Origin of the sequence: Brevundimonas guildfordensis, assembly GCF_014836405.1 — a bacterium.
GTDB lineage: Bacteria > Pseudomonadota > Alphaproteobacteria > Caulobacterales > Caulobacteraceae > Brevundimonas > Brevundimonas guildfordensis.
In genome coordinates, this window is record NZ_JACSQU010000002.1 from 176,499 (window position 1) to 196,275 (window position 19,777).

Sequence of the window (19,777 nt, forward strand, 5' to 3'; positions counted from 1 at the left end):
TTAGATCTCGGTCCTGTCAAAAGTCAGACGGCGCACGGTGCGCGCCAAGTGAGTCAAGGAAGACGAGGACTTCACCAGCACGGCCTCGACCCGCGCGCCCAGGGCGGCGTCCATTTCCTGAGCCGAATAGACCACGACCGGAATGATGTTCTCTCCGTCCCCCAGTTCAGGCAGCAGTTCCAGGCCCGATCCGTCCGGCAGGCCGAGATCCAGGATCACCAGATCAGGCGTGATGCGCTTCAAGGCCTGCCGGGCCTGCGCCAAACTGCTCGCACCCGCCATCTGGGCCACGCCAGACAGCGTCGCGGCCGTCACCTGCAGGATGTCCGGGTCGTCATCGACGTGCAGGATAACCGGGCTGCGCCGTCCCAGACGCGCCAGAATGGACTGGATGGCCGTCCTCAGGCGCGCTTGGTCGAACGGCTTCTCCAGCCAGTCCACCACCTCCAACGACCTCCCTCTTGCGCGGCCCTTTGCAATGTCGGCGGAGACGACCACGACCGGCGTGTCGAGCGTGTCCGCTCGCGCCCTCAGGGTTCGGATCAGGCTGATGCCGTCGGCGTCGGGCAGCTGCAGGTCTACCAGGATGGCGGCGAAGGCCTCCACCTCGACCGCCTCCAGAGCTTCGGCGACGCTGCCGGCGATGCGCGCCTCGAAGCCGTCCTGAACCAGCATGATCCGCAGGATTTCTGCGGCGTCGGGGTCGTCTTCTACGATCAGTAGGCGAGGGCCGCCGACGCTGTGTGAGGTCGCCTGCTCGCCCGTCAGCGGCAGATCCAGGTGAAAGGTCGCCCCGGCTCCCGCCGCCGATTCGAACCAGAGACGGCCCCCGTGCCGCTCGGCGATCTCCCTGGCGATGACCAGTCCCAGCCCAGTACCCCCGCGCTGGCGCGTGTCGGAGCCGTCCGCCTGGGCGAATTTGGTAAAGATACGGTCGCGGAAGGATTCCGGCACGCCCGGCCCTTCGTCGCGAACGCTCAGACGAACGATCCGCGCCTCCGGGACGACGCTGACGTGGACTACGCCGCCTGCGGGCGAGAACTTCACTGCGTTGGACAACAGGTTGACCACCACCTGCACCAGCCGGTCGGCGTCTCCACGGACCGGCGCGGCTTCGCCTTCGACCAGCATCAGGCGGGCGCCCGCCTGATCCGCCAGCCCCTGCACATTCTCGAGCGACCGCAGCGCGATGTCGCGCATATCGATCGCCTGAAGATCCAGATGAATCTGCCCGGCCTCCAATTTCTCGACGTCCAGGATGTCGTTGATCAGCCGGACCAGCCGCTGGCTGTTGGAATGGGCGATGGCGATTAGCCGGGTCGCCCGTTCTGGCAGGGCTCCCGCGGCGCCGCCTGAAAGCAGCCCCAACGACCCCGCGATGGACGTGAGCGGCGTGCGAAGTTCGTGGCTAACCGTCGAAACGAACTGGCGTTTCAGCTCTTCAACCCTGCGACGCTCGGTGATGTCCCGCACCACCGCCACCAGATGCACGCCCGTCGGCAGGACCATGGGGCTGAAGGCTACGTCGACCGGAAAGCGCGTGCCGTCGCGGCGTTTGGCCGTCAGTTCGCTGATCAGACCGTTCGACGCCTCCGCGCCTCGCGCCCTGATCTGCGCGATCAGGCCATCGCCGCCTTCCTCTTCCATCAATACCGAGACGTCGCGTCTCCCCAGCTCCTCTGCGGACCAACCGAACATCCGGGTGGCCGCGGCGTTCAGCGTCTCGATCGTGCCGCTTGGGTTGAGGGTCAGGATGGCGTCGATGGCGCTGTCGAAGATCGCTTCCTGACGGGCGGCTGTCGCCCTGATGGTGGCCAGTAGGGCCCGGCGGGTGACGATGTAGCGAATCACGAGAAAGGCGCTGCCCGCCACGACAAGGATCAGCGCGATGAAGACCGCATTCACCACGGCCTCCGTGAACAGGCTCCGCCGCTCGACCCTGGCCGTCAGTTCCGCAAGCTGTCTGGCGTCCACCGCTGTCATGCGATCAATGTGGCTGCGAATGCGGTCCATGACGGCCTTGCCCTCGCCGGTCGCCACCGTCGCCAGTCCCGCCTCGCGCCCGCCTGCAGCATAGGCTTCGAGCGCGTCGGCGGTGACGCTTAGCTTTTCCTTGATCAGCTGCTCCAGCACTCGGACGTTCTGGGCCTGTTGCGGGTCGTCGGCATAGGCGGCGCGCAATCGCGGTGCTTCACGGGTCAGCATCTCGACCGCGTGGTCATAAGGCTCCAGGAAACGAGGCTGGCCTGTGATGATGTAGCCCCGCTGCCCCGTCTCTGCGTCCTGCAGCAACGAGAAGACCATCTGCAGTTCCTGACGGGCCAGATGGGATTGCTCGGCTTCGCCGCGCAGCGTTCGTACGCGCTCGAACTCGCGACGAAGCTCCAGCCCGATCAAGGACAAGCCGGCCACGACGATCAGCGCGATGAAAGCCAGACCCCAGAGCTTTCGTGTCCCGCCCCTCCCTGCCAACGCACTTCTCCCCGCCATCAAGCGGGCATGTCGCCATGGTCTTTGGGCCGTCGCAAGCCCTGATCGAGGTTCCGCGTCCCAAGGCGGCGAAGCGGTCCCCGCCTTCGGCTTCCAGCAGGCGGCCCAGGAAATGGCCTCGGCGGGCGTCGAAGGCCCGGTGACCGCCTAGGGCGCGGCGGGTAGTCGTTTCGACCGCACGCATCGCGCTTTCAGAACCCGATAAAGGCGCGCCGTGGTCGCCAGCCTCGCCCGGCGTCGCGGCTGCGTGGTCAGGGGTAGATCTTCCGGGCGCTCAAGGCTCCAGCCGGGCAGGCGCTCAGGATGAGGGCCTCGGGCGCGGAAAGGGCGAGCCACCGGGAGCCCGCATCGGGCGGCAGGACAACGATCTGTCGGTCATGGTACGGCGCGACGTCGGGGCCCGGCGCGGTCGTCAGCATGGCGAAGGCGCCATCCTTGATGACGCCCGCGATCCAGAACCAAGGCTGGTCCGCCATGGTGAAAAGCCATTTGGTCTTCTTGCCCGCGACCTTGGGCTCGGTGAACTCGTAGAATCCGTCGGCCGGGATCAGGCAGCGGGTTGAATGCGCGAAGGACCGGCCCTCCGAGCGGAAGTTGAAGACGGGGCGCCCCGTCGGGCCCCTCCATGCCCAGGGAGCCATGGTCAACTGCGGGCCATCGGCGCCGACGGTGACGATCGGGGCCAAGTCGCCGATGCGGTAATCGGCCGGGGGAAGGTTGGGCAGGCCGCCGGGGAAGGCGAGGGTCTGGCCCGCGTCGCGGAACGGGGCCGCCAGTTGATTGGCCGGGACGTGCAGGCGGTAGTTGTTGCACATAGGTCGACCCTCTCACGACGAACGTGGATTGTGGAGTCCGTCAGATTTGAGGGGAGCGCCGGCTTCCCAAGCGGACTGTCGCGAGCGCCATTTTCGACTCTGGCGCGAGGCCCTGGCCTCGGACTGCATCGCCTACATTCCCTCTTAAGTTGAATGTCGTATCCTGCTCGCTCAATCAGGAGCGCGGATATGCAGAGGGCGTGTGGTTCTGGTGTAGCGGGCGAGCGGCGCGGGGCTGCGGCGATCGAGTTCGCCATCGTCGGCCCCTTCTTCCTGCTGCTGGTCGTGGGCATGATTGTCTACGGCGGCTGGCTGTGGATGGCGCATTCGGTCCAGGCGGCGGTGTCCGAGGGCGCTCGCGCCGCGGTCGCCGGGCTGGACGCGGTCGAGCGGGAGCAACTGGCTCGCGACGGCGTCGTGGACCATTTGCGCCATCTGGGGTTGCGCAGCGGGGACGCCACGGTCGAGACCAGCGCCGACGGCCGGTTCTTCCGTGTCGTGGTGGCCTATGACGCCGCCCGTCATCCGCTGATGGCTCTGGCCCCGCTGACGGTGTCGCCTCCCAAGGTCATCCGGCGCGCCGCCGTCATTCAGATCAATGAGGCCTGAGATGTCTCAGTCGAGGGGCCTTCTTCGTCGGTTCACGCAGCTTGGACGGGACCGAAGCGGCGGGATCACCATCATGTCGGCGGCCTTCGGGGCGCTGATCTGCGTCAGCGCGGCCCTGGCGGTCGATGTCGGGGTGGTCGTGCTGAAAGGGCGCGAGCTGCAGGGGGCGGTCGACCTGTCGGCCCTGGCCGCCGCCGGCGCCCTGCGTCAGGCCGAGGCGGCGGGGGAAGCCACGGCGCGCGCCAACCTCCCCCAGGTGTCCGCCGTGCGCGTGCAGACGGGCGTTTATACGCCGGATCCTCGCCTCAAGCCGTCGCAGCGTTTCGTCGCCGGCGGCGCTCAGGTCAACGCGGCGCGGGTGACGGCGACGGCGCCGCCCCGCTGTTCTTCGGCCGCGTGATCCTCGGGCGCGACGCCGTCGCCGTGACGAAACAGGCGACCGCCGCCCAGCCCGGCGGGGCGCCCACAGCCATGTTCTCGATCGGCTCGCGGCTGGCGTCGCTCGACGGGGGGCTGGCGAACGCCCTGCTCTCGAGCCTGCTGGGCGGGCGGGTGTCGCTGACGCTGATGGACTACCGGGGCCTGGCCGACGCCCAGGTGAACCTGTTGCAGTTCTCGGACGCCTTGGCGGCGGACCTGGGGGTAAAGGCCGGCGACTACGACGCCCTGCTGAGCCACGAGGTTGAAACCGGGCGCGTCCTGCGGGTGCTGGAGCGGACCGCGGGCTCCGACGCCAAGAGCGCTCTGGGGAAGCTGACCGGCGCGCCGGCCGACGCCAGGCTGAAGCTCGGCGACCTGATCGGGGTGGAGGCCGAGGCCCGCGCCGGGCTGCGCCAGCGGCTGAACGCCCAGGTGTCCGCCTTCGACCTGCTGATGGCGACCCTGCAGACAGCGAACCAGCAACGCCAGCTGGCGCTGGACGTCGGCGCGCGCGCCGGCCTGGCGGATGTCGACATCCTGCTGGCGATCGGCGAGCGGCCGAACCGATCATCCTGGCTGACGGTGACCAGCAAGGGAGAGCCGGTCATCCGCACGGCGCAGACGCGTCTGTATCTGAAGGCGACGGCGCTGGACCGTGTGCCGCTGGCCGGCGCGCTGGCCCAGGTGAAGGTTCCGATCCTGATCGAAGCCGCCGACTCGGAGGCCCGACTGAAGACTATTCAGTGCGGCGGCTCTCCGCGTGTTCTGGTCGAGGCGCGACCCGGGATCGCGCGGGCGCGGCTTGGCGTGATTGAAGAACGGCGGCTGCGCGACTTCAAGGCCGAGCTGACAGTGTCGCCAGCGGCTCTGCTCAGCGTGCTTTTCATCAAGGTCGAGGGCAAGGCCGACGTCCGCGTCGCCGATCCAGACTGGAGCGAGCTGAGCTTTACGGGTCCGGAGATCGGCTCAGGGGCCAAGACGGTGCGAGCGCGGGGCTTCGTCAACGGGACGGTCGTCAGCCTGCTGCGGAATCTGGAGCTGACGGCCCTGGCCCTGCCGTTGCACGTGGTGACGCAGCCTCTTGGCGCAGTGCTGACGCCTGTAGGCCCGGTCCTGGACGGGGTGGTTGAGCCGCTGCTGCAACTGCTGGGCGTCAGCCTGGGCGAGGCCGACGTCTGGGTGCACGGCGCCCGCTGTCCGGATCAGGCGGGTGCGCCGCAACTGGTCGGTTGAAGCGCGTCCTTGCTGGCGATCAGCCCTCGGAAGCGCTCAGGCCGTTGGCGGCCTGCTTCACCGCGGCGGGACGACGTTGGCCGCCGGCGGCGATGATGCGGTCGATGCGGGCCTTCTCGGCGCGGAAGGCGGCCAGGTCAGCGCCCGCCAGAACGGTGCCTTCCTGGGTCTTGATGCCCGACGGGTTGATCCGCTGACCGTTGCGCCAGATTTCATAGTGCAGGTGCGGGCCGGTCGAGGCGCCGGTCGAGCCCACATAGGCGACGACCTGGCCCTGGGTCACGCGTTGACCCGCGCGCATGCCCGAGGCGTAGCGCGACAGGTGGCCGTAACCGCTTTCCAGGCCATTGGCGTGACGGATGCGCAGCCAGTTGCCGTAGCCGCCCCAGCGCCGGGCCTCGACCACCACGCCGTCGGCGGGGGCCACGACCGGGGTGCCGGTCGATGCGGCGAAGTCCATCCCCTGGTGCATCTTGCGATAACCGGAGATCGGGTGGGTGCGGACGCCGAAGTTGGAGCTCACGCGGCGGAAGTTCTGCAGCGGGGTGCGCATCATGGCGGTGCGCGTGTTCTTGCCGGTGGCGTCGAAATATTGAGCCGTCTTCGAGCCGGCGGGCTGGAAGCGATAGAAGACGTGCCCCTTCAGCTCGGCGTAGAGCAGGTCGCCGGTTTCGACGGTGCGGCCTGATTCAGTGACCTTGCGGTCGAAGACGAGGGTGAACTCGTCCGAGGCCCGCACGTCGCGCTGCATGTCGAACTTGTGCGCGAACAGCTGGCTGGCGCGGCGCACCACGGCCGAGGTGGCGCCCAGCTCGCGGGCGCTGGCGGACAGGGAGCGCTGCACCTTGTCGTTGGCGACGACCGTTTCCTCGGTCACCTTCTCGTCCAGCGAGCGCAGGCGCAGCGCGCCGTCGAAGCTGCGCGACACGGTCAGTTGGCTGGCCGGGCCGGTCCGCATGGTCAGGCCGATCAGGCGGGCGTCGCCCATGCCGCCGCGCGGCTTGGACACGGCGGTTTCAAAACGCAGGCCCGCGCGCAGGTCTTTGAGATCAAAAGCGCTGGCGATGGTGGCGGCGACGGCCTTGGCTTCGTCGGCGCCGACGCCGGTGCGGCGCACGGCCTGCTCGAACGTCTCGCCGCGGCGAATCTGCACAGGGATGGCTTCCGGCGTCGTCATGCCGGCGGGAGCCGCGGCGGCGGCGTACGCCTGGGCTTCCAGGAATTCGATCTGTTCTGCCGTCAGAGGGGGAACTTCCTCGGCCTTCACCTGTTCAAACCCACGACCGGCCAACAGCGCGATGCTGATGGCGGCGCAGGTGGTCAGCAGGTGGGGCGCAAGCCGAACAGGCTGACGGCGCGGATCGAACTGAGCCATGGGTCCCCGGCGAATCGACGACGCTTGCTGCGCCAGACCAGTCGAAATTACGTCCACGCCGAGCGGTCCCCCGACCGGCAGTGAAGCGAGCCGTATAGCCCGACTGATCCATATTGGGAAGCGGTCAGGTTACATTCGGTTAACTTGGCGGGGGATTACCGAAGTAAATCGACGTTCGCCCCGCCATGATTGTGAAACCTCGCCATTTTTAGGGTTTGATCATCATGTAGTGGTGACGATGACACGGTAGAGTTGTCGCGAGGCAACGACTGTCGCTCCGGCGCATTCTGTGGCGTTATCAGCTCAACCGTTAGATGATGATCGTTCCGCGACCTTGACCGAAGACGCCGATCCTTCCCCGACGCGCCGGCAATCGCCCCGGCGCAATGCTCTGCGCGGCGTGCTGACCACGGCGGGCGTGGCGTTGATGGTCGTTCTGGTGCTGGCGGTGGCGCTTTACCTGAACCGACGCGCCGCAGCGCGCGAACTGCTGGTCGGCTGGCTGGACCGTAAGGGAATCGACGCCGACGTCGAGGTTGAGCGGCTGGAGGCCAACGGCTTCGTCGGCAAGATATCCATCGGCGATCCCAGGAACCCTGACTTCAAGGTCGAGCGGGTCGAGGTCGACTACGCCGTGGGTCTGCCGTGGTCGAAGGCCGGACTGGGGGTGACGCCCAGTCGGGTGCGGTTGGTGCGGCCGATCGTCCGGGCGGCGTGGAAGGACGGCAAGCTGTCGCTGGGCAGTCTGGACCCTCTGGTCGAAGAGTTCACCGGCAGGCCGCCCAGGCCGGATTCGCGCGCCCCCCTCGTCATCGTCGAGCGCGGCCAGGCGCGTATCGACACGGAATACGGCCCGATCAATGTTCTGGCGGACGCGCGCATCGACGACGGCAAGCTGATGCGGTTGTCGGGCCGCATGCCAGCCGCTTCGCTCAAGAGCGGCGGGATAGAGGCGCGCGGTCTGGGCGGCGTGATCGAGGCGACGACGACCGGCGACCGACTTGCGGTCGAGCTTGATCTTCAGGCTGAACAGTTTGCGGCTAAGGATCAGGCGAGCGGCGAGGGCGCGGCCCTGCATCTGAAAGGCGACCTGCCTTATCCGGACATGAAGACGCGGCGCGGCGACGGGCGGGTATCTCTGACCGGCCGGTTCACCGCGGATGCAGCCAGCGGAGCGGGCGTGAGCAGCCGCGCCGTCGCCGCCGACCTGGCCTTCGATGGTCAGGTCGCGGGCTGGATCAATCGCTATGATCTCAGGGGCAAGGCCCGCCTGGCGACCACGGCGGGCTCGCTTGCGGGCGAGGGACTTCAGGCGCGTGCGCTGGACCTTCGCCTGACGGACGCCGAAGTGGCGGTCGCCGGGGGCGCGGATGCCGAGAAGGCGCGCTGGTCAGTGACGACGCCCGCGCGCCTCAGCGTCGGGGCGGGCCGAGCGGGCGAGACGCGGCTGGAGGGCCTGAGCCTGACCTCGGCCAGCCTGCGCGCGGGCGGCCATGGCGATGCGCTGGAGGTGCAGGCGCCGGTGGCGCTGCAGGCGCGATCCGTGCGCGCCAAGGACATCAGTTTGCGCGGCGCCAGCGGCGCGCTGGATCTGGACGTCGTGCGCGACGCGGTGACCCGGATCGATGTTCAGGGCACCCTGAAGGCCGATCATGCCGCCGTGACCTCGCTGGGCGCGGCGACGGCGGACGACCTGCCGGAAATGGCTGCGTTGAAGCGCGCTCTGGGCGACTTCGCCCTGAACGCCCCGCGCATCCGCCTATCGGGGGATAACGCCGGACTGGAGCTGACGCTGCCGCAGCCGATCACGGCGCGCCCGGCCAACGGCGGCGAGCTACGGCTGGAAGCGCATCGCAAGCCGCTGTTCGCGTCGGGCGAGGGCGCAAGCGGGGGCGGGGCGCTGAGCCTGACCTCCACGCGCGGCGGCGGCTTGCCGGACGCCCGCTTTGAGGGGATCGAGTGGCGCCTGACGCGCGGCGGCTTTGCGGCGCGTCTCAAGGGGCGGGCGGGACTGGACTTCGGCCCGGCGCGCGACATCGCCTTCAGCACCCAGGGCGAACTGGCTTCGTCGGGCGGACGGGTCACCTATACGGCGGACGACTGCATCCCGCTGACGATCGGCAAGCTGGACCTGGGCGAGAACTCGGTCGAGGCGATCTCCGGCCGGGTCTGCCCTGGCGCAGAGCCCCTGATCACGGCCCAGGGCGGCGCCTGGCGCGCGCGCGGCCGCCTCGCGGACGTGCAGGCCACGGCGCCGTTTCTCGAAATGCGGTTTTCGCAGGCGGAAGGCCGCCTGGCCGTCGACGGCGCCGCCAAGGGGCTGTCGATGCGGGCCGCGATCTCCAAGGCCCAGATTTCCGACGTCGCCGACCCGGCCCGCTTCCTGCCGCTTCAGGCCAAGGGCGAGGCGCAACTGGCCGATGAGGTCTGGACCGCTGGTTTCGATCTCACCCGACTGGGCCATGAGGTCGGCCGCATCGACCTGCGTCACGACGGGCGTCTTCAGGCCGGCGGGGCGGGGATCTCGGCGCCCAGCCTGATCTTCACCGAGCACGGCCTACAGCCGGCCGATCTCAGCCCGCTGGTTGCGGACTATGTGAAGTCGCCGGTCGAAGGCTCGGCCGGGTTCGAGGGGCGGTTCGACTGGAACGCCGAGGGCGCGACCAGTTCCGGCGTCCTGACCGTGCCGGATCTCGATTTCACCAGCCCGGCGGGCAAGGTTCAGGGCCTCAAGGGGCGGGTGGAGTTCACCAGTCTGACGCCGCTGATCACCGCGCCGGATCAGAAGCTGACCGCGGATCGGGTGCAGACGGTGACGCCGCTGACCGATTTCCAGCTGACGTTCAGCCTGAACGAAAAGGCCCTGACCATCGGCGGTGGGCAGATCCAGGCGGCGAGCGGGCGCATCAGCGTCGAGCCTCTGTCCCTGCCGCTGACGCCTGGCGAGGGCTGGGGCGGGGTGATCGTTGTCGAGGGCGTGCAGTTGAACGAACTGCTGAAGAGCGCCAACCTTCAGGACAAGGCGGAGCTGGACGCCGTGGTGTCCGGCCGTCTGCCCTTCACCTATGATCCCAAGGCCGGCTGGCGCATCGTCGGCGGCGTGCTGCACGGGGTGCGTCCCGGCCGTCTGTCGATCCAGCCGGAGGTGTTCGACGATCTGGCCGCCGGCGGCGGGGCCAACTCGGCCGACCTGCCGCCCAACACCATGCAGGACCTTGCCTATCAGGCCATGCAGGACCTGGCGATCAGCGACCTGACGGCCGAAGTCAACAGTCTGGACGAAGGCCGTCTGGGCGTGCGCTTCCGCATCAACGGCCGCCATGATCCGCCCCAGCGCGAGCAACTGCGGCTGACCTTTATGGAGCTGATCCGCCGCGACTTCATGAACAAGAAGCTGAACCTGCCGTCGGACACGCCCATCGATCTGACGCTCGACACGACGTGGAACGCCAACCAAATCGTCTCGGATCTGCTGGAATATGCTCGGCGCGGCGAAACGCCCGTGCTGACGACGGATGAGCAGCCTTGATCGGCGGCTTCGCTTTGTTCAGAACCCGTTCACTCGCCGCAGCGTTAGATGGCGGTGACTTCCAACGCCGCCTTCGGAGATCGGCCCCATGATCAGCAAGCGTCAGATCGTCGCCGTGCTCGGCCTCAGCGCCGTCAGCCTGGCCGCATGCGCGCCTACGGTGAACATCAAGTTCAGCGAGCCGCTGCAAATCTACGCCAAGCTTGACGCCGATATCCGCATCAAGCTGGATCAGGAACTGCAGAACCTGCTCCGCGAAAACCCCAACCTGTTCTGATACGAAAGGGGGCTTTGACATGACGAACCGCAAACTCTTCGTGGCCATGGCCGCAGTGGCCGCCCTTGGCGTCGCCGCCGGCGCCGCCGTGGCCCAGACCGCTTCGCAGAAGGCCCTGGTTGATCGGGCCAAGGCCGCAGGCGCGGCTGGCGAGCAGGCCGACGGCTATGTCGGCGTGCGCACCTCGGTCGACGGCGACACCCAGGCCGCCATCAGCGCCACTAACGCCGGGCGCCGCCAAGCCTACGCCCGCAGCGCCACCGAGGCGGGCACCACGGCCGAAGTGGCCGGGGCCCGGATGTTCGAAACGCAGCTGCTGCCGCGCATCAGCTCGGGCCAGTGGTACAAGAACGCCCAGGGCCAGTGGGTCCAGCGCTGAGCTGAACCATGACGAAGACCTCCAGAGGCGGGCGGGTTGTCCGGCTTCTGCGGTCGTTGATCCTCGCCGTCGCCATATCGGCCGTCAGCACCCTGGGGCTGGCGGCTTATTGGCGCCTGATCGGCGGCGGCGAGATGAGCCTGCACGGCTGGATCGCCATGGGGTTGGGCGTGCTGGGCACGGTCGGTCTCGCCTGGGGGCTGATGGCCCTGGCCTTCCGGTCCGACCGCGACGGTTGGGACGACCGGGTCGACAACCATCTGGACCCCGGCATCGAAGGCGCCGAGGACCGCAAGGACGACGATCTCTACTACTGACCGCTCAGGCGGCGGCTTCGGCGCCGTCGGTCAGGGCGGGCAGGAACAGGCCGCGCGTCAGGGCCTCGACGACGGGCACGGCCACGGCGTCGCCCATCAGCTTCAGCGCCGCGCTCTCGCTGGCGGGCAGGCGATAGGCCTCGTCTACCCCCATCAGCCGCGCCGCCTCGCGCCCGGTCAGGCGGCGCAGGGCGACCTGGCCGTCTTCCACGATGACCACATACTGCCGCGACGATCCGCCCGACGGGGTGCGCAGACAGCCCGCCAGCCCGTCGAAGCGCAGCTCCAACCGTTGCAGCTTCTGCCCGTCCTTGACCCGCACCCGGCGGAAGGCCGCGCCGACGCGTCGCTCGCCCGAGGCCTGGATCGCCTCCAGCCGCGCCCGATGCAGCGGCGACAGCATGGCCAGCAGGGTGTTCGCCTCCGCCTCGTCGAAGCAGGGGACGTTCGGCTCCAGCACCGCCGCCAGATCAAGGTTGCGGCGCGGCGGCGTCTCCAGCCCCCACCAGGCCCAGCTCGCCTTCAGGCTCGCCGGCAGCCGCGCCCAGGCGGCGGTCAGGCGCGGCGAATGGAAGGGCAGGGCAGGGCCTTTCAGGCGCGGCCCCTCGGCCCCCCGCATGGCGATGATGAACAGGCGCGGGCGCGACTGGGGCAGCCACAGTCCGGCGTCCAGCTCCAGCGCTCCGACCGTATAGCCCGCCTCGACCATGGCCCCGCACACGGCGGCGAAGTCCTGGCCCTCGCCCGAGGTCAGCAGGCCGACGACGTTCTCCAGCACGATGACGCGCGGCGCTCGGCCCTCGGCGTCCAGACCCTGCATCAGCTTCCAGAAGCCCCAGAAGGCGCCCGACCGCTGCGCCTTCAGACCCCCGCGCGCGCCAGCCAGACTGACGTCCTGACACGGCGAGGAGGCCCAGCACAGGTCCGGCGCGCCGGGCACTTGATCGGGCGTCACCTCCCACACGTCGCCCTGGATCAACGGCGTCTCAGGATGGTTGGCGCGAAAGGCGCGGGCCTTGGCGGCGTCGATGTCGTTGGCCAGGACGGTGCGGAAGCCCGTAAGACCCAGCCCCGCCAGCCCGCCGCCCGCGAAGAACTCGCAGGCCGTCAGGTCGGCATCGGAGGCAGGGCGAATCGGCATGGAGCCACATTAACCCAGGCGCGCCGCTTTGGCGCCTGTCTTGACGCCGTGGCGCCAAACCCTGACGCTGCCGACCAACCTAAGAAGGGATCGCCCATGCGCGCCGTCTTCCTGTCCGCCGCCGCCCTGTCGGTGGCCCTCGCCGCCTGCTCTCAACCGGCCGAGACGCCGCGCGAAGCCGCCAAGCCCGAGCCGCGCGCCCTGGCGGGCGTCGATCTGGATCAGCCGGTGCGGGTGCTGGGCACAGAGCCTTTCTGGGCCGTGGAGATCACGCCTCAGGGCCTGACCTATTCCGGCGTGGACCGGCCGGAGCAGAAGGCCGCGAACCCCGGCCCGGCGCTGCAGGGCACGGTCGCGACCTGGACCACCAAGACGGAGGCGGGCGCGGATCTGGCCGTCACCCTGACGGCGACCGACTGCTCGGACGGCATGAGCGACCGCACCTATCCGTTGACCGCCAAGGTCGAGATCGCCGGCGAGACGCTGACCGGCTGCGCCGCGGCCACGGCCGCGATCGAGCGCGCGGGCGAGAGCGGCCGCGTCGAATAAGGCCAAGCTGGCGCCCGGCTTGCATTGAGCGCTGTTACGCGGCCGGGCTGTCCCCGGTCGGTTCACCGGCCAGGATGGTCCCATGACGCCCATAGCGACGCCGATCGACATCCGCCCCCTGACGTCGCTCAGGTTCTTCGCGGCCCTGTGGGTCGTGGTCTATCTGATGTGGCCGAACCTGGCGGTCGGCGGCATGCCGGCCCTGGCGGCCAAGGGTTATCTCGGCGTCGAACTGTTCTTCGTCCTGTCGGGCTTCATCCTCAGCCACGTCTATTTGCAGGCGTTTGGCGAGAAACGCTTCGGCTACAGGGGTTTTCTGTGGGCGCGCATCGCCCGCATCTATCCGCTGCACCTGTTCACCCTGTTCGGCGTCATGGCTCTGGGGCTGGCGGCGACGGCGGCGGGCATGGCGATCGATTCCGGCATCCTCAGCTGGAAGACCCTGCTGCCCAATCTGTTGATGCTCCACGCCTGGGGCTTCGCCGGCGAGGCGGGTTGGAACCACCCGTCATGGTCGATCTCGGCCGAGTGGTTCGCCTATCTGACCTTCCCGCTCTTCGCCGCCGCCGCATGGAAGCTGCGTGACCGGCCGTGGCTGGCGACCGGGGCGGCGGCCCTGTTGCTGGCGGCCCTGTATGTCGGCTTCGAGCGCGTCGCCGGCTATCGCCTGACCGAAGCGACGTTCAAATGGGGGGCGCTGCGGATCGTGCCCTGCTTCGCCTATGGCTGCGCCCTCTACCTGGTCTATCGCCGGGCGCCCCTGCCTCGGGCAGGCCTGCTGGCTGCAGCGGCGGCGGTTGTGATGGCGCTCAGCGCCGCCTTGTTGAGCTGGGACGGGATCACCGTCCTGTCGGGCGGCCTGCTGATCCTGGCCATGGCCAGCATTCCTCAGGACAAGGCGGGCGTTCTGGGTTCGGCGCCGGCCGTCTATCTCGGCGAGATCAGTTACGCCGTCTATATGCTGTGCGCCCCATGGCAGATCCTGGCGGTCAATGTCGTCGCCCGTCTGACTGGGGCTGAAGACAAGCAGCTTCCGCTGGTGTTGTGGCTGGCGATCATCGCGGGACTGATTGTCGCCGCCGCGATTGTTCATCTGCTGATCGAGCGCCCGGCCCGCAGTTTCCTGCGCGGATGGGCGCGGCGGCGTCGATCATCTGTGGATCGACAGGGGAAACAGTCGGAAACAGTTCTTCAACATTCTGACTCTATCGTCTAAGGCTTGTCCGCGTTCAGTCGGGAGCACGCCAGATGATGAAACGGCTCACTGCCGCCGCTCTTGCGGCGACACTTGGTTTCTTCGCCTTCAGCACGACCCCGGCCCAGGCCGGCGACCCCTATTGGCAGTGCGTGACCTTCGCGCGGATGTTCTCGGGGATTCAGATTTTCGGCGACGCCTGGACCTGGTGGCGTCAGGCCGTCAGCAAGTTCCGCACCGGCGATGCGCCCGAGACCGGATCGGTCCTGGTGTTCCAGCCCCACGGCCGCATGAGCGCCGGCCACGTCGCCGTCGTCTCCGACGTCCTGACCGACCGCGTGATCCGCGTCACCCACGCCAACTGGGGCGGCAGCCGCGGCAAGGTCGAGGAGAACGTCACCGTCGTCGACGTCTCTTCCTCGGGCGACTGGAGCCGGGTGAAGGTCTGGTACAACCCGATCAACGACCTGGGGACCACGGTCTATCCGACCTACGGCTTCATCTATAACGGCGCCCGCGACGCCTTCGCCAACGGCCGCCAGATGGCCGCCAGCGCCGTCGCCGAAGATCGCGCCGCCAACTAGTTTCTCAAGTCAAAAAAGGGTTTGGCGCCGCCCGGCTGATCGGGCGATAGCTGATCCATGACCGAAACCAACGACATTCGCGGACACGCTATCGAGACGGCCAAGCATGAGCCGCAGGGCGTGACCTACGCCGGCTATCTGGCGCTTGACGACATCCTCTCAGCCCAGAAGCCCCGCTCCGACCAGCATGATGAAATGCTGTTCGTCATCATCCACCAGACCAAAGAACTGTGGCTCAAGCAGATCCTGCACGAGGTGGCCCTGGCGCAGACGCTGATCCGCGCGGGCGACCTGGTGCCGGCCTACAAGAGCCTGGCGCGCGTCAGCCGCATCCAGTCGGTGATGACCCAGAGCTGGGAAATCCTGGCCACCATGACGCCCGCTGATTACCTGAAGTTCCGCGGCGACCTGGGCGCCAGCTCCGGCTTCCAGAGCGATCAGTTCCGCCGCCTGGAGACGATGCTGGGTCTGAAGGACCCCCGCTTCCTGCGCTTCCATGCCGAACGTCCCGCCGCCCATGCGGCGCTGAAGGCGGCGCTGGAATCGCCCAGCCTTTATGACGACGCCTTGCTCCAGCTGGCCAAGGCGGGCTTGCCGGTGCCCGACGCCGTGCTGAACCGCGATGTCAGCCAGTCCTATGAGGCCGACGAGGGCGTCGAGGCCGCCTGGCTGGAAGTCTATCGCGACACCGAGCGCTGGTGGCCCCTGTATCAACTGGCCGAGAAGCTGGTCGATCTGGACGACGCCTTGCTGACCTGGCGGCACAAGCATGTGATCACCGTCGAGCGCATCATCGGCCGCCGCCAGGGCACGGGCGGCACCGACGGAGTGGGTTATCTGGTTGAGACCCTGAAGCGCCGCTGCTTCCCCGAACTGTGGTCGCTGCGCAGCAGGCTGTAGAGCAAGGGCGGGTCGGCAACCTTCGCTGCTGGCAGGGATTGAACCTGTGAACGGCGAGAGAGGTGTCCGATGAGCGGCAACAGTCACGACATCAAGGTCCTCAACGGTCTGGTCGAGGGGCTGATCGACAGCGCCCAGGGTTATCACGAGGGCGCGGTCAACGCGCCCAGCGAGGCCTATCGCGACTGGTTCGAGGCGCGGGCGTCCGAGCGCCGACGCCTGGCCGAGGAGCTGAAGGCGGCGGTGCGCGAGCGCGGCGGATCGCCGGAGGAGGATCGGTCCATCCTGGCCAAGGCCCAGCGCGCCTTCAGCGATATCAGCCACGCCCTGCTGCGCAGCGAGGTCTCTATGATCGACACGGTCGAAAGCGGCGAGGATCAGTTGAGAGGTCGCTTCGAGCGGGCGCTGGCGGACGACACCCTGTCGGCCACGACCAGGGAAAGCATCCGCCGCGCCTATGGCGAGGTCTGCGCGGGTTCTGATCAGCTCAGCGCGCTGAAGCACGGTCTCGCGGGCGTCGGCGCACGCTCAAGCAGCGAGCCGCCTCGCGGCGAGCGGTAGTGCACTCCACCCACTCAAGCAGCGAGCCGCCGCGCGGCGAGCGGTAGTGCACTCCACCCGCTCAAGCAGCGAGCCGCTGCGCGGCGAGCGGTAGCGCACTTAAAGAAGAGCACTAAAAAAGCCCCGGCGTTTCCGCCGGGGCTTTTGATCTTCAGCGCAAGGCCGAAGCCTGAAATCAGGCCTCGTCGCCGGCCTTTTCGGTCGTGCCGGTGGCCGGGACGGCGACCTTGCGGGCCGTCTGGCGCTCGGCGATCCGGGCCGACTTGCCGCGACGGTCGCGCAGGTAATACAGCTTGGCGCGACGGACGACGCCGCGACGCTTGACTTCGATGGAGTCGACGTTCGGCGACAGGATCGGGAAGCGACGCTCCACGCCTTCACCGAAGGAAATCTTGCGGACCGTGAAGGTCTCGTTGATGCCGCCGCCGTCACGGGCGATGCAGACGCCTTCGAACGCCTGGATGCGTTCGCGCTCGCCTTCCTTGATGCGCACGTTGACGCGCAGGGTGTCGCCCGGCTGGAATTCGGGGATGGTCTTGCCTTCGAGCAGGCGGGCTTTTTCTTCGGCAGCGAGCTGCTGGACGATGTTCATGGTGTCTCTCCGGAGCTTATTTGCTCTTTAGCTGTAAGTTGGCGAGATGCCGCTCCCAGAGATCCGGGCGCCGCTCTCGCGTGGTCGCTTCCCTTTGTTCCTGACGCCATTGGGCGATCTTCTTGTGATCGCCCGACAACAGGATCTCGGGGATGTCGTGGCCCTCGAACGTCCGCGGCCTAGTGTACTGCGGATGCTCAAGCAGGTCGTCCTCGAAGCTCTCGGTGGACAGGCTTTCCGCCGCACCCAGAACCCCCGGAACCAACCGGACGCACGCCTCGATCGCCACCATGGCCGCCGCCTCGCCGCCGGCGAGCACCGCGTCCCCGACGGAGACCTCCTCGAACCCCCGAGCGTCGAGCACTCGCTGGTCCACCCCCTCGAAACGGCCGCACAGCACGACGATGCCGTCGGCCTTGGCCCATTCCGTCACTCGCGCCTGCGTCAGGGGTCGACCGCGTGCGCTCATGTACAAAAGCGGCCTAGGCGGGCCTTCCAGGCTGTCGAGAGCCTTGGCCACCACGTCCGCTTTAAGCACCTGACCGGGACCGCCACCCGCAGGGGTGTCGTCCAGGAAGCCGCGCTTATCTTCGGAAAACGCGCGAATGTCCAGCGTCTGCAGGTCCCACAGACCCTTCTCGCGCCAGGCGGTGCCGATCAGCGACACCCCCAGCGGTCCGGGAAAGGCCTCGGGGAACATGGTCAGGACGGTGGCGGTAAAGGGCATGGGCAGCCTCCTAACCCTTCTCCCCTCGGGGGAGAAGGTGTCATGCGCAGCATGACGGATGAGGGGGCGGGCGGATGAAGGCGAGACGTCAGCAGCGCGTGCGCTGAAACCTCCCCCTCATCCGAGCGCCTCCGGCGCCCACCTTCTCCCCCGCAGGGGAGAAGGAAGACTTAGGCCGGCTTGCCGCCGCCCTTGGCGATCCAGGCGTCGACCAGGTCGCCCAGCACGTCCAGCGGCACGGCGCCCGAGCCCAGGACGACGGTGTGGAAGTCCTTGATGTCGAACTTGTCGCCCAGCGCCGCTTCGGCCTTGGCGCGCAGCTCCTCGATCTTCAGCTCGCCGATCTTGTAGCTGGTCGCCTGGCCCGGGTTGGTGATGTAGCGCTCGACCTCCTTCTGGATGTCGCGCTCGGACAGCAGGGAGTTGTGACGGAAGTAGTCCATCGCCTGTTCACGGCTCCAGCGCTTGGCGTGCAGGCCGGTGTCGGTCACCAGACGCACCGCGCGCCACAGCTCGGTCGAGAGGCGGCCGAAGTCGGAGTAGGGGTCCTGATAGAAGCCCATCTCCTTGCCCAGACGCTCGGAATACAGGCCCCAGCCTTCGGAATAGGCGCCATAGCCGCCGAAGCGGCGGAAGCTGGGCAGGTGCTCCATCTCTTGTGCATAGGCGATCTGGAAGTGGTGCCCCGGCGCGCCCTCGTGATAGCTGATGCCCTCGATCTGGGGCTTCAGCACCTGGGTCATGTCCGACAGGTTGACGTAGTAGATGCCGGGGCGCGAACCGTCCGGCGCGGGAGAGTTGTAGAAGGCGATGGAGGCGGTCGCCTCACGGAACGGCTCGACCGCGCGGACCTCCAGCGGGGCCTTGGGCAGGTTGGAGAACCACTGCGGCGCCACGGCCATCACCTGCGCCACGAAGGCGCGGGCGTCGGTCAGATAGGCTTCCTTGCCTTCCGGCGTGTTCGGATACTGGAACTGCGGATCGGTCTTCAAGAAGGCGAAGAAGTCCTGCAGCGAGCCGGTGAAGCCGACCTGGGTCTTGATCGTCTCCATGTCGCGCTGAATGCGGGCGACCTCGTCCAGGCCGATCTGGTGGATCTGGTCGGCGGTCAGGTCTGTGGTGGTCGAGAGCTGCAGGCGCGCGTTGTAATAGGCCTCGCCCTGCGGCAGGCGCCACACGCCCGCGTCACTGTCGGCCTGGGTCTGCACCTGGCCCAGCGCCGTCAGCACCGTGTCGAAGCCGCGCTTGTAGGGGCCGGTCAGGGCTTCGCGGGCCGAGGCCAGCAGACGGTCCTTGGTGGCCTGATCGGCGTCGAGGGCGGCGATCTTCTTCTGGAAGTCCGCCCAGACCGGGTTGTCGGCGCCGCCGTCGAACGGGGCCCCGGCGATCACCGCGCGGGTGTTGTCGATCGAGGGTTCGAACACGAAGCGCGGCGAGACCACGCCCTTGCCGGCCCGCGCGCTCAGGGTGTCGGCGACCTGGCCCATGTAGCGTTCGGCGGCGTTCAGGCGGGCGACATAGGCCTCGGCGTCCGACACGTCTGAAATGCGGTGATTGTTGATCAGGAAGACCGGCAGGCTGGTGGTCGGGTTGCCGTTAGCGGCGAACTGGAAACCCCAGTCGCGCCACTGGTTCGACAGGCGCGCCTGTTGCACGCCGTGCTCGAACAGGCGCCAGGACAGGCGGCTCTGCTCGCTCAGCTTGGCCGGATCGAACTGGGCCTTCATCTGCGCCAACTGGGCTTCCTGAAGCGCCAGCGAGCGTTCGGCGGCGGCGTCGGAGACGTCGTCCAGCTTGTCATAGTCGGTCTTGCGGCCGAGCGAGGTCATGCGCTGGGGGCTCAGCGCCACGCGCGCCTCGAAGGCCTGCTCGAAGAAGGCGTTGAGCCGCGCGTCCTCGCTCGCGGCCTGAGCGGCGGCAGCGGCGGGCGCCGCTTGAGCCATGGCGGCGGGCGCGGCGGCGCAGAGCGCCAGCACGGCGGCGGATGAAATCAGAAGACGACGCATGAGAAAGACCCCCCTCGGTACAATAAGGGGCGCACTCTTTCGCGAAGCGTGGCGGGACGCAAGCCGCTAAGGGCTAGC

The 19,777-nt window shown here is 68.1% G+C and carries 19 protein-coding genes; 12 read left to right on the forward strand and 7 right to left on the reverse strand.

The annotated features are described in order from the left end of the window. Nucleotides 1-2,412: a CHASE3 domain-containing protein gene (locus tag H9656_RS09330; RefSeq protein ID WP_191743991.1), complete on the reverse strand. Its 2,412-nt coding sequence runs from the start codon at nucleotides 2,410-2,412 to the stop codon at nucleotides 1-3. 329 nt (nucleotides 2,413-2,741) lie between these two features. After that, on the reverse strand, nucleotides 2,742-3,305 hold the full coding sequence (locus tag H9656_RS09335) for an SOS response-associated peptidase (protein WP_191743992.1): 564 nt from the start codon (nucleotides 3,303-3,305) through the stop codon (nucleotides 2,742-2,744). A 189-nt stretch (nucleotides 3,306-3,494) separates the two neighbouring features. On the opposite strand from H9656_RS09335, the gene H9656_RS09340 reads away from it, so the two are divergent. The 3 genes from H9656_RS09340 (at nucleotide 3,495) to H9656_RS09345 (ending at nucleotide 5,567) form a co-directional block, all read left to right on the forward strand. Continuing rightward, nucleotides 3,495-3,914 (forward strand): TadE/TadG family type IV pilus assembly protein, encoded by a 420-nt coding sequence (locus tag H9656_RS09340; protein WP_191743993.1) that lies wholly within the window; start codon nucleotides 3,495-3,497, stop codon nucleotides 3,912-3,914. Nucleotides 3,915-3,987: 73 nt separating this feature from the next. Then, on the forward strand, nucleotides 3,988-4,314 hold the full coding sequence (locus H9656_RS14135) for a TadG family pilus assembly protein (RefSeq protein ID WP_225212419.1): 327 nt from the start codon (nucleotides 3,988-3,990) through the stop codon (nucleotides 4,312-4,314). Next, a complete protein-coding gene (locus H9656_RS09345; RefSeq protein ID WP_225212420.1) occupies nucleotides 4,311-5,567 on the forward strand; it encodes a hypothetical protein in 1,257 nt (418 codons plus the stop codon). The genes H9656_RS14135 and H9656_RS09345 overlap by 4 nt, the downstream gene beginning before the upstream one ends. A gap of 19 nt (nucleotides 5,568-5,586) precedes the next feature. Here H9656_RS09345 and H9656_RS09350 read toward each other — a convergent pair whose 3' ends face one another. Further along, the gene (locus tag H9656_RS09350; RefSeq protein WP_191743994.1) at nucleotides 5,587-6,942 is read right to left on the reverse strand and encodes a M23 family metallopeptidase; all 1,356 of its coding nucleotides are present in this window, start codon (nucleotides 6,940-6,942) and stop codon (nucleotides 5,587-5,589) included. Nucleotides 6,943-7,276: 334 nt separating this feature from the next. On the opposite strand from H9656_RS09350, the gene H9656_RS09355 reads away from it, so the two are divergent. The 4 genes from H9656_RS09355 to H9656_RS09370 all read left to right on the forward strand — a co-directional run bounded on the left by H9656_RS09355 (nucleotide 7,277) and on the right by H9656_RS09370 (nucleotide 11,444). Beyond that, the gene (locus tag H9656_RS09355) at nucleotides 7,277-10,471 is read left to right on the forward strand and encodes an intermembrane phospholipid transport protein YdbH family protein (RefSeq protein WP_225212421.1); all 3,195 of its coding nucleotides are present in this window, start codon (nucleotides 7,277-7,279) and stop codon (nucleotides 10,469-10,471) included. 88 nt (nucleotides 10,472-10,559) lie between these two features. Beyond that, the gene (locus H9656_RS09360; RefSeq protein WP_191743995.1) at nucleotides 10,560-10,748 is read left to right on the forward strand and encodes a YnbE family lipoprotein; all 189 of its coding nucleotides are present in this window, start codon (nucleotides 10,560-10,562) and stop codon (nucleotides 10,746-10,748) included. 19 nt (nucleotides 10,749-10,767) lie between these two features. After that, nucleotides 10,768-11,127, forward strand: coding sequence for a YdbL family protein (locus H9656_RS09365; RefSeq protein WP_191743996.1), 360 nt, complete (start codon nucleotides 10,768-10,770; stop codon nucleotides 11,125-11,127). A gap of 8 nt (nucleotides 11,128-11,135) precedes the next feature. Further along, complete coding sequence (locus tag H9656_RS09370) at nucleotides 11,136-11,444, forward strand: hypothetical protein (RefSeq protein ID WP_191743997.1); 309 nt, start codon at nucleotides 11,136-11,138, stop codon at nucleotides 11,442-11,444. Between the two features lie 4 nt (nucleotides 11,445-11,448). On the opposite strand, the gene H9656_RS09375 is transcribed toward H9656_RS09370, so the two are convergent. Then, complete coding sequence (locus H9656_RS09375) at nucleotides 11,449-12,585, reverse strand: DNA cytosine methyltransferase (RefSeq protein ID WP_191743998.1); 1,137 nt, start codon at nucleotides 12,583-12,585, stop codon at nucleotides 11,449-11,451. Between the two features lie 96 nt (nucleotides 12,586-12,681). Between H9656_RS09375 and H9656_RS09380 the strand changes: the two genes are divergently transcribed. The 5 genes from H9656_RS09380 (at nucleotide 12,682) to H9656_RS09400 (ending at nucleotide 16,374) form a co-directional block, all read left to right on the forward strand. Further along, complete coding sequence (locus H9656_RS09380; protein ID WP_191743999.1) at nucleotides 12,682-13,134, forward strand: COG3650 family protein; 453 nt, start codon at nucleotides 12,682-12,684, stop codon at nucleotides 13,132-13,134. Nucleotides 13,135-13,216: 82 nt separating this feature from the next. Further along, nucleotides 13,217-14,350 (forward strand): acyltransferase family protein, encoded by a 1,134-nt coding sequence (locus H9656_RS09385; RefSeq protein WP_191744000.1) that lies wholly within the window; start codon nucleotides 13,217-13,219, stop codon nucleotides 14,348-14,350. Nucleotides 14,351-14,382: 32 nt separating this feature from the next. After that, the gene (locus H9656_RS09390) at nucleotides 14,383-14,913 is read left to right on the forward strand and encodes a CHAP domain-containing protein (RefSeq protein ID WP_191744001.1); all 531 of its coding nucleotides are present in this window, start codon (nucleotides 14,383-14,385) and stop codon (nucleotides 14,911-14,913) included. 57 nt (nucleotides 14,914-14,970) lie between these two features. Next, nucleotides 14,971-15,813 carry a tryptophan 2,3-dioxygenase gene (locus H9656_RS09395; RefSeq protein WP_225212422.1) on the forward strand — a complete coding sequence of 281 codons (843 nt, stop codon included), beginning with the start codon at nucleotides 14,971-14,973 and terminating at the stop codon, nucleotides 15,811-15,813. A 69-nt stretch (nucleotides 15,814-15,882) separates the two neighbouring features. Next, nucleotides 15,883-16,374, forward strand: coding sequence for a PA2169 family four-helix-bundle protein (locus H9656_RS09400; RefSeq protein ID WP_191744002.1), 492 nt, complete (start codon nucleotides 15,883-15,885; stop codon nucleotides 16,372-16,374). A 175-nt stretch (nucleotides 16,375-16,549) separates the two neighbouring features. On the opposite strand, the gene rplS is transcribed toward H9656_RS09400, so the two are convergent. From rplS to H9656_RS09415, 3 genes are all read right to left on the reverse strand, one after another. Continuing rightward, complete coding sequence (gene rplS, locus H9656_RS09405) at nucleotides 16,550-16,966, reverse strand: 50S ribosomal protein L19 (RefSeq protein WP_087140517.1); 417 nt, start codon at nucleotides 16,964-16,966, stop codon at nucleotides 16,550-16,552. A 16-nt stretch (nucleotides 16,967-16,982) separates the two neighbouring features. Beyond that, the gene (gene trmD / locus H9656_RS09410; protein ID WP_191744003.1) at nucleotides 16,983-17,693 is read right to left on the reverse strand and encodes a tRNA (guanosine(37)-N1)-methyltransferase TrmD; all 711 of its coding nucleotides are present in this window, start codon (nucleotides 17,691-17,693) and stop codon (nucleotides 16,983-16,985) included. A 170-nt stretch (nucleotides 17,694-17,863) separates the two neighbouring features. Continuing rightward, a complete protein-coding gene (locus H9656_RS09415) occupies nucleotides 17,864-19,699 on the reverse strand; it encodes a DUF885 domain-containing protein (protein ID WP_191744004.1) in 1,836 nt (611 codons plus the stop codon). Between the last annotated feature and the right edge of the window lie 78 nt (nucleotides 19,700-19,777).

Excerpts from the sequence above, each read along its gene's own strand:
- H9656_RS09335 (WP_191743992.1), bottom strand. The coding sequence starts at position 3,305 with ATGTGCAACAACTACCGCCTGCACGTCCCGGCCAATCAACTGGCGGCC.
- H9656_RS09340 (WP_191743993.1), top strand. The coding sequence starts at position 3,495 with ATGCAGAGGGCGTGTGGTTCTGGTGTAGCGGGCGAGCGGCGCGGGGCT.
- H9656_RS14135 (WP_225212419.1), top strand. The coding sequence starts at position 3,988 with ATGTCGGCGGCCTTCGGGGCGCTGATCTGCGTCAGCGCGGCCCTGGCG.
- H9656_RS09350 (WP_191743994.1), bottom strand. The coding sequence starts at position 6,942 with ATGGCTCAGTTCGATCCGCGCCGTCAGCCTGTTCGGCTTGCGCCCCAC.
- H9656_RS09360 (WP_191743995.1), top strand. The coding sequence starts at position 10,560 with ATGATCAGCAAGCGTCAGATCGTCGCCGTGCTCGGCCTCAGCGCCGTC.
- H9656_RS09365 (WP_191743996.1), top strand. The coding sequence starts at position 10,768 with ATGACGAACCGCAAACTCTTCGTGGCCATGGCCGCAGTGGCCGCCCTT.
- H9656_RS09370 (WP_191743997.1), top strand. The coding sequence starts at position 11,136 with ATGACGAAGACCTCCAGAGGCGGGCGGGTTGTCCGGCTTCTGCGGTCG.
- H9656_RS09375 (WP_191743998.1), bottom strand. The coding sequence starts at position 12,585 with ATGCCGATTCGCCCTGCCTCCGATGCCGACCTGACGGCCTGCGAGTTC.
- H9656_RS09380 (WP_191743999.1), top strand. The coding sequence starts at position 12,682 with ATGCGCGCCGTCTTCCTGTCCGCCGCCGCCCTGTCGGTGGCCCTCGCC.
- H9656_RS09385 (WP_191744000.1), top strand. The coding sequence starts at position 13,217 with ATGACGCCCATAGCGACGCCGATCGACATCCGCCCCCTGACGTCGCTC.
- H9656_RS09390 (WP_191744001.1), top strand. The coding sequence starts at position 14,383 with ATGATGAAACGGCTCACTGCCGCCGCTCTTGCGGCGACACTTGGTTTC.
- H9656_RS09395 (WP_225212422.1), top strand. The coding sequence starts at position 14,971 with ATGACCGAAACCAACGACATTCGCGGACACGCTATCGAGACGGCCAAG.
- H9656_RS09400 (WP_191744002.1), top strand. The coding sequence starts at position 15,883 with ATGAGCGGCAACAGTCACGACATCAAGGTCCTCAACGGTCTGGTCGAG.
- rplS (WP_087140517.1), bottom strand. The coding sequence starts at position 16,966 with ATGAACATCGTCCAGCAGCTCGCTGCCGAAGAAAAAGCCCGCCTGCTC.
- trmD (WP_191744003.1), bottom strand. The coding sequence starts at position 17,693 with ATGCCCTTTACCGCCACCGTCCTGACCATGTTCCCCGAGGCCTTTCCC.
- H9656_RS09415 (WP_191744004.1), bottom strand. The coding sequence starts at position 19,699 with ATGCGTCGTCTTCTGATTTCATCCGCCGCCGTGCTGGCGCTCTGCGCC.